Annotated in this window: 11 protein-coding genes; all 11 read left to right on the forward strand. The window is 58.6% G+C overall.

Annotated features, from left to right (window positions below; genetic code table 11):
• The first annotated feature begins 13 nt into the window (after positions 1-13).
• The 11 genes from AC5SEO_RS18475 (at position 14) to AC5SEO_RS18525 (ending at position 13,161) form a co-directional block, all read left to right on the forward strand.
• The gene (locus tag AC5SEO_RS18475; RefSeq protein ID WP_495363919.1) at positions 14-877 is read left to right on the forward strand and encodes a carbohydrate ABC transporter permease; all 864 of its coding nucleotides are present in this window, start codon (positions 14-16) and stop codon (positions 875-877) included.
• Positions 874-1,692: a carbohydrate ABC transporter permease gene (locus AC5SEO_RS18480; RefSeq protein ID WP_003516943.1), complete on the forward strand. Its 819-nt coding sequence runs from the start codon at positions 874-876 to the stop codon at positions 1,690-1,692. The genes AC5SEO_RS18475 and AC5SEO_RS18480 overlap by 4 nt, the downstream gene beginning before the upstream one ends.
• Positions 1,693-1,699: 7 nt before the next feature.
• Complete coding sequence (locus AC5SEO_RS18485; protein WP_495363920.1) at positions 1,700-2,746, forward strand: NAD(P)-dependent alcohol dehydrogenase; 1,047 nt, start codon at positions 1,700-1,702, stop codon at positions 2,744-2,746.
• The gene (locus AC5SEO_RS18490; protein WP_141194255.1) at positions 2,746-3,795 is read left to right on the forward strand and encodes an ABC transporter ATP-binding protein; all 1,050 of its coding nucleotides are present in this window, start codon (positions 2,746-2,748) and stop codon (positions 3,793-3,795) included. Before AC5SEO_RS18485 ends, AC5SEO_RS18490 begins: the two co-directional genes overlap by 1 nt.
• Before the next feature lie 914 nt (positions 3,796-4,709).
• The gene (locus AC5SEO_RS18495) at positions 4,710-6,293 is read left to right on the forward strand and encodes an ABC transporter substrate-binding protein (RefSeq protein WP_495363921.1); all 1,584 of its coding nucleotides are present in this window, start codon (positions 4,710-4,712) and stop codon (positions 6,291-6,293) included.
• Positions 6,294-6,364: 71 nt separating this feature from the next.
• Positions 6,365-7,345 (forward strand): ABC transporter permease, encoded by a 981-nt coding sequence (locus AC5SEO_RS18500; protein ID WP_003516948.1) that lies wholly within the window; start codon positions 6,365-6,367, stop codon positions 7,343-7,345.
• Positions 7,345-8,262 (forward strand): ABC transporter permease, encoded by a 918-nt coding sequence (locus tag AC5SEO_RS18505; protein ID WP_003516951.1) that lies wholly within the window; start codon positions 7,345-7,347, stop codon positions 8,260-8,262. Before AC5SEO_RS18500 ends, AC5SEO_RS18505 begins: the two co-directional genes overlap by 1 nt.
• Positions 8,262-10,097 carry a dipeptide ABC transporter ATP-binding protein gene (locus AC5SEO_RS18510; RefSeq protein WP_495363922.1) on the forward strand — a complete coding sequence of 612 codons (1,836 nt, stop codon included), beginning with the start codon at positions 8,262-8,264 and terminating at the stop codon, positions 10,095-10,097. The genes AC5SEO_RS18505 and AC5SEO_RS18510 overlap by 1 nt, the downstream gene beginning before the upstream one ends.
• A 58-nt stretch (positions 10,098-10,155) precedes the next feature.
• Positions 10,156-10,917: a DeoR/GlpR family DNA-binding transcription regulator gene (locus AC5SEO_RS18515; RefSeq protein WP_112286159.1), complete on the forward strand. Its 762-nt coding sequence runs from the start codon at positions 10,156-10,158 to the stop codon at positions 10,915-10,917.
• A complete protein-coding gene (locus AC5SEO_RS18520; protein ID WP_111842595.1) occupies positions 10,910-12,199 on the forward strand; it encodes a Zn-dependent hydrolase in 1,290 nt (429 codons plus the stop codon). Before AC5SEO_RS18515 ends, AC5SEO_RS18520 begins: the two co-directional genes overlap by 8 nt.
• The gene (locus AC5SEO_RS18525; protein WP_495363923.1) at positions 12,196-13,161 is read left to right on the forward strand and encodes a phosphotransferase; all 966 of its coding nucleotides are present in this window, start codon (positions 12,196-12,198) and stop codon (positions 13,159-13,161) included. Before AC5SEO_RS18520 ends, AC5SEO_RS18525 begins: the two co-directional genes overlap by 4 nt.
• The last annotated feature ends 42 nt before the right edge of the window (positions 13,162-13,203 follow it).

Consider the following 13,203-nt stretch of genomic DNA (forward strand, 5'->3'; position numbering starts at 1 on the left):
CCGAGGATCTGCCATGCGCCGCGGCCGCTCGCTGCCTTACGTCTTTCTTGGGCCCACTTTGGGTATCCTGATCGTTCTGGCGCTCGTGCCGACGATCTACGCTATCAATATATCCCTGCAGAACCGGACCCTTTCGGCACCCGATGCAGACTATGTCTGGTTAGCCAATTATCTGGCGCTGTTTTCGGATGCCCGTTTCCTGAACGCGCTCTGGGTATCTTTCAAGTGGGAGGTTATCAGCGTCTCGTTGACCATGGTGACGGGGGTTGCGCTCGGGATTGCCATGTTCGAGGCAGCGAGCCCCCGTATGCGCAACGTCCTCTGCGTGCTCTTCATCGTTCCTGTTCTCTTGCCACGCGTGTGCGCCGCTTTTGTCTGGAAGTTCGCCTTTCATCCGCTCTACGGCGCCCTGACCTGGCCGGTCAGGGAGCTCACCGGCATCACACCCGACATTTTGTCGACGCCGATCGGCGCCCTCCTTGCTGTTGCCTTCGTCGATGTCTGGCAATGGGGCTTTTTCTTTTCAGTGATCATCTTGAAGCTTCTTGAATCCTTGCCGCCTCAGCCGCTGGAAGCCGCACGCATAGATCGGGCAACCCGCTTCGAAATCCATCGTTTCGTGACCCTGCCGATGCTGAAAGCACCCTTGATCAGTCTGCTGCTCGTCAAGGCGATCGAGAGTCTTCGCTCCTTCGACCTCGTTTATGTCATGACGCGCGGCGGTCCCGGCATCTCCACCGAGACGCTTGACATGTATGCCTATTCCCAAGGCTTCATCGAAGCCGGCAAGATCTCCTATGCGTCCTCAATGGCCGTCATCATGATGGTTCTGACGATCGTCACCTTTACCTTCACCTGGAAGAGGCTGAACCGATGAAGATCTCCACCTTTCTGCTCAGGCTTTTATTGGTTCTTGCCGCCGCACTTGTCGTGCTGCCGCTCCTGTGGACCCTGCTCAACGCCTTCAAGACCAATGCCGACCTGCTGGTGTCAACGCCGAAGCTCATTTTCCAGCCTGTGTTCGACAATATGAGTTATGTGCTCAATCGTCGGTCGGTGGCGCGCGCACTTACCAATTCGTTGATCATCTGCTCGAGTGCGGTCGTGCTTGGCGCCGTGCTCGGTGTACCGGCGGCCTATGTAATTGCCCGGTTCAAGAACAGGATTACGGCGGAGGCGCAGTTCTTCGTTCTGTCGCTGCGCTTCCTGCCGCCCGTCGCAATTGCTATTCCCATGCTGGTCATCTGGCTCGGCCTTGATCTCTACGACACACGTCTGTCCCTGATCGTGACCTATCTCATCGTGACAGCCTCGATCACCATCTGGCTTTCCGTGCCAGCTTTCGAGCGTGTCAGCCTGCACGTTGAAGAAGCTGCCCGGGTGGATGGACTTGGCCCTTATGCGACCTTCTTCCGCATCGCCTTGCCGATTGCCCGTTTCCAGGTCTTCGGCGCCATCGCCTTTTCCTTCGTCCTCGTCTGGAACGAGTTCCTGCTTGCCATGATGCTCACGACCTCGAAGGCAAAGACTCTGCCGATCATCGCGTCCGAGATGTCTCAGCTTGGCATGAACGTGCCCTGGGGCATTCTGAACGCCGCCGTCGTCCTGTTGTCGCTGCCACCGCTGATCCTGCTCGGGGTACTTGCGGGTGGCCTCAACGCCGCATTTTCCAAGAAAACTGATCAAGGTTGACTGACCCATGAAAGCACTTGTCCTCGAACATGTCGGCGAACTTTCCCTGCGCGATATCGAAATTCCTCAAGAGTTGGGGCCGGATGACGTTCGCATTCGTATCCACACTGTTGGCGTCTGCGGCAGCGACGTGCACTACTACACCCATGGTCGCATCGGTGACTTCGTCGTGAACGAGCCCATGGTTCTCGGCCACGAGGCAGCAGGAACCGTCACCGAGACCGGCGCCAACGTCACCCATCTAAAGCCCGGCGACCGCGTCTGCATGGAACCAGGCATCCCCGATCCCAAATCGCGTGCGTCGCGGCTCGGCCTCTATAACGTTGATCCTGCCGTGACATTCTGGGCAACGCCGCCGGTGCACGGCGTCTTGTGCCCGGAGACAGTCCATCCGGCAAGTTTCACCTACAAGCTGCCTGACAATGTCTCCTTCGCGGAAGGCGCGATGGTTGAACCATTTGCCGTGGGCATGCAGGCGGCCGCCCGGGCGAAGATCACGCCCGGCGATACGGCGGTTGTTACAGGCTGCGGAACCATCGGCATCATGGTGGCACTGGCTGCCCTTGCCGGCGGCTGCTCGCGAGTGCTGATCTCGGACATTTCCGCAACAAAACTTAAACTGGCCGAAAGTTATGGCGGCATCACTGGTATCAACCTCAAGGAGGTCGATCTCATTGAGACCGTCAACGAGGCGACAGAAGGCTGGGGAGCCGATATCGTCTTTGAATGCTCCGGCGCACCGGCCGCGGTCCGTGATCTCTTCAAGGTCGTGCGCCCGGGCGGAACAGTCGTTATTGTCGGCCTGCCGCCGGAACCCGTCGCGGTAGACCTTGCGGCGGCCTGCTTCCGCGAATGCCGTATTGAAACGGTTTTCCGCTACGCCAACGTGTTTGACCGTGCACTGGCGCTGATCGCCGCAGGCAAGGTCGACCTGAAGCCATTGGTTTCCGGCACCTATGCCTTTGATCAATCGATCAAGGCCTTCGAAAGGGCGGCCGAAGGCCGGCCAGAGGACGTAAAGCTGCAGATCGTCGTGGACGGGGAGACGAAGTGATGGCCACTGTTGAGTGCCGGGGGATCAGGAAAGTCTATGGTTCGCTTGAGGTCATGCGGGATTTTGACCTGAAGATCGACAACCACGAATTCGTCGTCTTTCTCGGCCCGTCAGGCTGCGGAAAATCCACCATGCTGCGGATGATTGCCGGGCTTGAAGAGATTTCAGGCGGGGATCTGCTCATCGGTGGCGAGCGGATGAACGATCGCGATCCGGGTGACCGGGGCATCGCGATGGTGTTCCAGAACTACGCGCTTTACCCCCATATGAGCGTGCGGGACAATATCACTTTCGGTCTCGAGAGGGCCGGAATAGGAAAAGCCGCGATCGATCAGCGCCTGGCGCCTGTGGTCGACGCGCTCGGTCTTGGCGTCTATCTTGCGCGCAAGCCGACGGAACTGTCCGGCGGACAGCAGCAGCGTGTGGCCATCGCCCGCGCCATGATCAAGACCCCGGAGGTCTTCCTGTTTGACGAACCGCTTTCAAACCTTGATGCCAAGCTGCGCGGCAGCCTGCGGGTCGAGATCGCGCGCCTCCACCGCGACCTGAAAACGACAAGCATATATGTCACTCACGACCAGCTCGAAGCCATGACGCTTGCCGACCGTATTGTCCTGATGAAGGACGGCCGTATTGAGCAGATGGGCACGCCCGAAGAAATTTATCAGGCGCCTCGGACAGTGTTTGCTGCCGGCTTCATCGGCACACCGAACATGAATTTCCTTCGGTTGCAGATGACGCAGGAGTGGCTCGGCGACAATCTTGTCAGGTTTACAGCTCCGGCAGGCCTCCGTTCCGGTGAGGTTACCGTTGGAATTCGGCCCGGATCATTTCGCATAAACCAGGATGCTCAAGCCTTTCGCGGCACCGTCGAGCGGAACGAGTTCCACGGTGAGACACGTCTGATCTGCCTGAAAAACGACCGCCACGAGATCAATATTTCTGTTCCTGCGGACATAAGACCCGCCATCGGCGAGGTGCTTGGTGTTGAAGTGGCATCGTCCGACCTACACGTGTTTGATCCCGGCACGGGACTGAGGTTGATTTAAACCCAATCAGGTGGGACCTTCAATCACGTCGCGCAGGGCAACTGGACGCCTACAATCCGCCTGGCCTTTTGCGGATGGCCTGTGACCGGGGCCGCAAAACGTCCTTTAATCCTGGTAGGGTCGGTTACCCTGAAGAGACGGGCAGCGCCAAGCATTCGCGGACGAGCAATTCATTGGGATATTGAAAGAGCAGTATAGCGGCTGATATCAGCCGTAAACACGCAATATGCAGGCTGCGATTTATGACCGAACGGTTGCCATACCGAGCGGCCTTACCAGTGAGGTCGGCAAGCATGACCTAAATTTCTCGGGCGGTGAAAGACGGCCAATTGCCATGGCAAGAACCTTATTCTGGTCCTGCTCTTATTTTCCTTACTGAGGCCAGCCCAGCGTGAAACGACGGAACCGACAGCCCGTGCCGGCGACGTCACTATAACCGCGATCACCCATCGTACAGCATTAATCACTATGAAGGATCAAGTGATCAACTGAGGCGGCAGAGAGATGAGACCGCAGCAAAAATGCGGGCTGGCATGCACGAAATGGATCGGCGGATGTACTGCCCGCTGATGTATTCACGCCATCAAAAGAGCAAACGAAATATTCAGTTGAACTCTCGTGGGAGTTTCAATCCGGCGGCGCTTGAAATCATCGTCGCTGTCCGTTTCGGACACATCCTGACAACGGATCAGCATCCCCCGATTCAACGGCAGAAATGACCCCGTAATTTTAGCGATCCGGCTGGCCGCTTAAATCTTTCTCATTCGTCCAATAAATGGTCAAATCCCACAAATTGCACCGAACCAAAAGCCCGGTTCTTGCAGGAAATCGAGATTGGCACGCTGTTTGCTTGTGACTGATTTGACCGTTTTGACTGATTTGACGGTTTATTCAAAATAGAAAAGGGGAACTCGATGGGTTCAGAATTCAGTCGTCGTCGCTTCCTGCAAGGATCCGCGGGCGCAGCCGCCGTCGCTGGCTACATGCAGATCAATCCTGACTTCTTCATCTCGCCGGCCTTCGCTCAGGCCGGCAAGACCATGACGTTCCTGTCGGCCGAAAACATTACCGGCAACTGGGACCCGACCGCTCATACGACACTTTCTCAGAAGAATATCGAAGGTTTCGTCATGGGCTTTCTTACCCGCACGCCGATGAAACTCGATGATCCCGGCGCGGTGGTGTACGAACTGGCCACCGACATCAAGCTGCTTGACCCGCACCGGCTACAGATCAAGCTGCGCGAAGGCATCGTCTTCCATGACGGCAAGAGGTTCAAGGCAGAAGACGTCAAGGCAACTTTCGAATACGGCTCCAGGGCAGATCGTCCGGCGCAGTGGTATCCCGGCCCGACCGAGACGCTGACGATCGAAACACCTGACGATTACACCGTCATCGTCGACACATCCAAGGGCGGCTATCCGGCCCATCTCTTCATCTTTCTTGCATCCTTCCTGCCGATCATGTCGGCCAAGGACGTCGCCGGCGGCCCAGGCGGCCCGCTCTCCCAGCGGCTCAACGGCACCGGTCCTTTCAAATTCGTCGAACAGCGCGGCAACGACACCGTGATGCAAGCCTATGACGGCTACTTCAAGGGCAAGCCAGCCATTCCCGGCATCAACTTCACTTTCACAGGCGACTCCACCACCCGTATGTTGTCGCTGATGAACGGCCAGGCTTCGATCGTTGAACGTCTGGAGCCTGAACAGGTTGACACGATCAAGGACAATCCGGCGATTTTCATCAACAAGGTCGTTTCGGTCGAGAACAAGTATCTGTGGTTCCGCTGCTCGAAACCGCCTTTCGACGATCCGCGTATCCGTCTTGCCGCCTGCCATTCGATCGATCGCGACATGATCATGGAACTGATGGGCTCGGCCGGCCATGCCTCGTCGAATTTCGTCTCGCCGGTCAAATTCGGCTATGTCGATCTGGCGAACTACCCGAAATTCGACCCCGAGAAGGCCCAGGCCCTGCTCGCCGAAGCCGGTTTCCCAAACGGCAAGGGCCTGCCGCCACTTGAATACATCACGTCCGTCGGCTTCTATCCGAAGACCAAGGAATATGGCGAGATGCTGACCGCCATGCTGCAGGAGCAGGGATTTAACGTCAGCCTGACCGTGCTTGAACCTGCGGCCTGGAACGAGCAACTGTACCATCGCCCCGGCGGCGGCCCGGGCCATATGGTCGATTGCGGCTGGTCGACAGCGTCTCCGGAACCGGATCTGGTCCTGCGCACCCATTTCCATTCCACCTCGCACCGCATCTGCGGCATTGAGGACAAGGAGATCGATGCCAGCCTCGATAAGGAACGTTCGGCACCGACGCTGGAAGAGCGCAAGAAGATCCTTCAGGAAGAGACCATGCCTCTCATCACCGCCAAGATGCCGGCACTCTCGCTGTTCACATCCGTGATGATCCACGCAATGCAGAAGGACTTTGAGGGCATGTACATCTATCCCGACGGGTCGATCGACGCGGCCAAACCTGCTGCCTGACCGTGATCAGCCACACGCCGCGATCAGGCGGCGTGTGGACTTGCCCGTGACTTTTCGAGCGGAGTGACTGAATGTTTGCCGTGAACTTCCTGATGCGACGCCTCATGCAGGGCGCCATCATCATATTCCTTGTGTCCTTGCTGATCTTTACCCTCTTGCGGGTGGTGCCGGGTGACCCGGTACGCCTTATGGCGGGCGGCATGGCGCCCGAAGCACTGATCGAAAAGATCGCAACCGACATGGGCCTTCGCGATCCCATACTGGTGCAATTCGGTCGCTACATGGGCGGTGTGGTTCGTGGCGATCTTGGCCAGTCCTTCGTGCGCCCGGCAAACGGCGCCTCGACCGGTGGCGCGACATTCAACGACTCAACTCGCGGCGAACGAGCAAAGGTCTTCGACCTGATTTTCGATGCACTTCCAATGACGCTTCAACTGGCGGCCGTGACACTGGTGATTGCACTGATCTTCTCGGCAATCATCGGCATTGCCGGCGGGCTTTCGATCGGCAGATGGCCAGACAAGCTTGCCTTCTACATTTCATCGATATTCATCTCGCTGCCGAATTTCTGGCTCGGCATCGTTCTGGCATTGCTTTTCTCGGTGAAGCTCGGATGGCTTCCTGCCATTGGCTATCAGGGTTTTGCCTACACAATCCTGCCGGCAATCGTGCTGGCGGTCGAATTGTCTCCGGTGCTGATCCGCACGCTGGTCAGTTCCGTATCCAGCCAGATGATGGAGCCCTATGTGGCAGTCGGACGCGTACGTGGCCTGAGCCGTTCGCGGATCATCTCCAACCATGCCCTGCGCAACGCCTCGGTGCCGCTTCTCAACCTGCTCGGTGTGCAATTCTCCAGCCTGCTCGGCGGGGTCATCATCGTCGAATATATCTTCGATTATCCCGGGCTCGGCCTTCTGACCATCAACGCCGTGCTGCAGCGCGACTTTCCGTTGATCCAGGGTATCGCGATCGTCACGAGCGCCATTTTTGTACTGATCAACATTGTCGTCGATCTCGTCGCAACAACCATCGATCCGAGGCTTGAATACTGATGTCCATCACATCCGCACTCGACACCCCGATCATTTCTAAAATGGCAAGCCGCTCGATTGCGCGCCGCATATTCGATCGCGCCGCATCGACGCCCGGTTTTCGCATTGGTCTTGCGATCTTCCTGCTGCTTGCGATTGCCGCCGCACTTTATCCGGAAATCAGTGGCGTCGACCCGACAAAGATGGATGTGAAGGCCCGCCTTCTGCCGCCACTTTTCTTCGGCGACAACTGGAGCTGGGGCCACCCGCTTGGCACCGATCAGATTGGCCGCGACATGCTGGTGAGGTCGCTTGTCGGCCTGCGTTATTCCTTCCTGATCGGGATTGCATCGGTTGCAGTGACACTCATCATCGGCTGTGCCCTCGGCACGATTGCCGGTTACTTCGGCGGTCGTATCGACATGCTGATCATGCGTCTGACCGATGCGCAGCTATCTATTCCGATGATCATTCTGGCGATCGCCGTTCTTGGCGTGTCGCGCCCGACAATTCCGGCCATCGTCCTGGTGCTTGGTCTCTCAAGCTGGCCGGTCTATGCGCGCATCATGCGCAGCATTGTGATGACGGAAAGGCAACGGGAATATGTGCGCGCTGCCAAACTTGGGGGCTCGACCGATTTCCGCATTATCGTCAGCCTGCTTCTGCCGCTGCTCCTGCCGCCGGTGATCTTCACCTCGGTGCTTGATGTGGCGCGCATGATGATCTTTGAATCGACACTCGGCTTCCTCGGCCTGGGTGTCCAGCCGCCGACCCCGACCTTCGGCAATATCATTGCCGATGGCCGAAAGTATCTTCTGAACGCCTGGTGGATCGCAACCATGCCCGGCATTTTCCTCGGCCTCACTTTAACCAGCATCAATCTCATAGGCGCTTCGCTGGAACGGGCCCGCAACACCATTCACGGAGGGTCCGAGTGATGATCAAGCCGCTTCTTGAGCTGCAAAACCTCACCGTTAATGCCGGTCGCTCGGACAAGGCGAAGATTATTCTGGACAATATCTCCTTCAGCCTCGCGCCGCGAGAGATCGTCGGTGTGGTCGGGGCCAGCGGAGCCGGCAAGACGGTGCTGTCCAAGGCAGTCGTCAACTGGCTGGAACCGCCGCTTTCCGTGCGTTCCGGCAGCGTCCTCTTCGAAGGCAAGGATATTTACGGCATCTCCGAGAACGAGATGCGTACCCTGCGCCGCCGGGTCGCCTATGTCGGCGCCAATCCGATGGGTGCACTCGATCCGACACTGCCGGTCGGCGTCCAGATCGTCGAGAAGCTGCGTGCGGTCGTTCCAGGAACCTCGTGGAAAGAGGCGGAAAAGCGCACGATCGAGCTTCTGGAGGCCGTCCGCATTCCCTCGGCCCGCAGCCGTTTCAGCGACTACCCTTCGCAGTTTTCCGGCGGCATGATGCAGCGCGCACTGATCGTTGATGCGTTGGTAACGAACCCGGCGCTGCTGATTGCAGATAACGTCACCCAGCCGCTCGACGTTACCGTCGCAGCCCAGGTCATCCGTCTGATGAAGGAACTGACAGATGGTTTCAATACCGCTGTGCTGTTCGTCTCCTCCTCCCTTCCCGTTGCCCGCGAAGCCTGCAACCGGATTTTGGTGATGGAGAAAGGTCGCATCGTCGAGGAACAGGAAACCGAAAGGCTGATCGCCGCCCCTGCATATGCCTATACGAAGGAGCTTGTCGAACAGACGCCGAAGATCTGGATCGAAAAGACCGAGATGCCGCGTCTCAACGACAAACGCGACGTTGTCTTGAGCCTGCGCGATGCCTCACAGGTCTACAGGGTAAAGAAGAAGACCGGCTTCGGTGGCTTCAACCATGTGCGTGCGGTTCGCAACGTCACCTTCGATGTCCGGCGCGGCGACAGTTTCGCGATCGTCGGTGAATCCGGTTGTGGCAAGTCGACGCTGATGCGGCTTCTGAGCAGGCTGGAACTGCCGAGCTCCGGCCAGGTTCTATGCGGTGCCGACGATATCGCCATGCTCGGTGGCAAAGACCTTCTGACCTTCCGCAAGAAGCTGCAAATGGTACTGCAGGATCCGTTCGGTTCCCTGCCGCCACGCACATCGGTCGGGAAGATGCTGGAGGGCCCGCTTCGCACGCACGGATGGAAGGACAGTGCCCAAATTCGTGAGCGGGTGCTCAAGGTCATGGGCGAAGTCGGCCTCTCCGCCGATCTCTACGAGGAATTGCCGATCGGCCTGAGTGCCGGCCAGCGCCAGCGCATCAATGTTGCCCGTGCGCTGGTTCTGGAGCCTGAAATACTGATCATGGACGAAACGCTTTCTGCCCTGGACCAGACAGAACAGTTCAAGCTTCTCGATCTTTTCCAGAAGCTGCAGAAGGAATACGACCTCACTTACATCTTCATCTCCCACGACCTTGCGATGGTCCGCAAGGTCTGCAACCGGGTGGCGGTAATGTATCTCGGCGAGGTCTTCGAACTGGCTGATAACGAGCGGTTGTTCTTCGATCCTGGACATCCGTACACAATGGCGTTGCTCAGCGCGATGCCGACACTTGAAGAACGCCGCTACAAAGCGGAAGACTGCCTTCTGGAAGGTGAACCACCAAGCCCGATCGATATTCCTCCAGGTTGCAGCTTCAAGTCGCGCTGTCCGCGTGCGATGGAGAGATGCGGCAGCCTGCAGCCCGCGCTTACCGCGCGTGGCAGCCAGGATTTCGCCGCCTGTCATCTCATCCAGCCATTGGCTCTCGATGACGCAACCCGTCAAATGGCTTTAGCCTGACCATGGTTGCGGCGCCACAGACGGGGCCGCGACGATCACTAGAATCCAGGGTGCATTCATGAGTTTCACCGAACATCGCCTCAAGCTTATCCTCGACATGCTGAAGCAAACCCAGCGCGTCAATGTGAGGGAGCTTGCCGATTATCTGCAGGTCAGCCAGGAGTCGATCCGGCGCGACCTCAAGGAACTTGAGATGCGCGGTTATGCCCGCCGCGTCTATGGCGGCGCGGTCCTTGACCAGCAGGAAAGCGATCAGCCGTTTACCGACCGACTGCGTGTCAGCTCACGCGAGAAAGCCAAGATCGGCGAGGCCGCAGCGTCGCTGGTCGAGGACGGCATGAAGGTGTTCATCGATACCGGCACCACAACGATTGCCTGCCTGAAACATATCGAGACGCGCAAGGACTTGACCGTTGTCAGCAATTCGCTGGCGGTCGCAGCCCACTTCTTCAATCTGCCGCAGGCAAGTGTGCGGGTTCTTGGCGGTCGCATGCGCCCAGATTATCAGGCGACATACGGCCATGAGACCGTGGCCGCGCTGAAGGAGCATTTCTTCGATCTCGCGATCATCGCCATCAGCGCCATTCACGCCGAACGCGGGTTCATGGATTTCGGCGAGGACGAGGCGATCCTGCGCCGCTTCGCCAAGGCCCAGGCAAAACGTTCGATCATTGTTGCCGACAGTTCCAAGTTTGGTCGCCTCGGCTCCATCCACACATTCGGCCTCAGCGAAATCGACGCGGTGGTGACCAGCGGCGTCATCGCGCGGGAATTTTCAGATCAATTCAATCAATCCAAAGTGGAAATCATACATGCCTGACGTCTCCTCCTCCCCTGTCCCGATCAATGCCGAGCGGCTCCAGATGCTGATGGAGACCCTCTCCACTTTTGGCGGCGGCCCCGATGGCTCGATGACCCGCCTGACGCTTTCCAGGGAAGACGGAATGGCGCGCGACTGGCTGGGGCACTGGTTTGCCGAAAACGGCTTCGAGCAGGCCGTGGACTCGATCGGCAACCAGTTCGGCAAGATGACCTTGGCGGGCGCAAATGCGCCCGTCATCATGGTCGGTTCCCATATCGACAGCCAGCCGAACGGCGGTCGGTTCGACGGAGCGCTTGGTGTCATCGCCGCCTGCGAGGCGGTTTTGTCCGTCAGCGAACGTCTCAAGGCGGAAGGCAGGTTGTCCGCCTGCAACTTCCAGATCGTCAACTGGACCAATGAGGAAGGCGCCCGTTTCCAGCCGAGCCTGCTCGGCAGCAGCGTGTTTACCGGCGCCATTGACCTGGAATGGGCGCTGGAACGGGCCGACGGTGATGGCATTACGGTGCGCCAGTCGCTGGAAGAGATCGGTTATGCTGGCAAGGAAAAGGTGGAAATTCCCGACGCATTGATCGAGCTGCATATAGAAGGTGACACGACGCTCAGCCGCGCCGGGGAGCGGTTCGGTATCTTCACGCGGTTCTGGGGCGCGACAAAATATCGCCTCGCCTTCCATGGACGCCAGGCACATACCGGCGCAACCCCGATGGCAGATCGCAAGGATGCGCTGCTTGCTGCTGCCTATCTGATCGCCGATCTCAAGCAGATATCGACCGAACACGGGCTGGACCTGCATACGTCGGTTGGCCGCCTGGAAGTCTTCCCCAATTCACCCAATGTCGTGCCGGCCGAAGCCGTGCTGTTCATCGAGCTGCGCTCGGGATCGCCAGACGTCCTGACGGAGGCGGAACGCAAGATGAAGATCAAGATCGAGGAAGCGGCGATGAAAGCCGGCGTCACCTCGGAGGTCCGCTCCATCGACCGCCGCAAGGCGGGAAGGTTCGCGCCGGGCCTGGTGACGCTTGCGCAAAGTGCTGCGGCGCATCTCGGCCAGAGCGCCCGTCACCTCGATACGATCGGCGGCCATGATGCCGTTGCCGTCTCTGATGTCTGCCCGGCGGTGGTTCTGGCGGTTCAGAGCCGTGACGGCGTCATCCACCACCCGACCGAGTATACCTCGCCTGAAGACCAGGCCCTTGGCACGCAGATAGTGGCGGACATGCTTTACAAGATCGCCTGCGAAGGTTTGAAAGTTGTCGAACTCAGCGAGGCTGCCGAATGAAGAGATCGGGCTCTCCTCAATCACCGATGGAAGCCCGCGCGGAGAAGGCGCTTTCAGTCTTTTCCGCAGTGATTGGCGACACCCCTTCCTATGCGCCGGCGACGGCAGCTGTCGCATCGCCGTCCTATCATGCCGTCGAATCCTGCGGTTTCGTGGTCGCGCCGACAGACGGGGAGGCACGCTATTTCCTGCGTCTCGGTGCCGATGAGGTAACCGATCTCGTGGATGCCGAGACCGCAAATGCTGCGGCACACCGTTTTCACAGCCTTGGTCTTTCGCCAGAGCCGATTGGTTACGATGCTGGGACGGCCAGCATGCTGTTTGCCCGACTTGGCGACGGCTGGCGAGCGGCAAGGATCGACGATCTGATGCAGCCGCAAACTGTTGCCCGACTGATCGAGATGCAGACGACGATTGCAGGGGGTGTTTCCACCGGCCGAACATGGTCAGTCTTCGACGGCATCGATCAGCTCTGGGCGATCGTGAGTGCCGGTGACGCCAGCCTGCCCGGCGATGTCGAATGGATGCTCTCCTGGATGACGCCGATCCGCGAGGCAGTTTCAGCGGCCGGCCTGGACCTGAAACCGGCCCATGGTGATCCGCAGGTTTCGAATGTCATGCTGGGCCCAGACGTGAAAATGCAGATCGTGGACTTCGACATGGCCGCCGACATCGACCCCTACTACCAGCTCGGCGTTCAGATGAACGAACTCTACCAGTTCGAAAGCCAGATGAGGCCGTTGCTGGAAATGCACGATGGAGGTTTCAGCGAAAGAAACTTCAACCGCTGCCGTGTCTATGCGGCGGCAGACGACCTCTACTGGGCGTTGCGCAGCCTCGTACTGGAGCTTCGTTCGCCGCCGCGGGGTGTCGAATTCCTGAAATATGCCGGCTGGCGGTTCCTGCGTTGCCGAATGCTGCTCGGCCAGCCGGATTTCGAGGCCAGGCTGAGAGCGCTCTAGGCGTACGAGAACGATAACGGGCTAGAAACAATAACGGGAACA

This window comes from Agrobacterium sp. K11 (assembly GCF_059429395.1).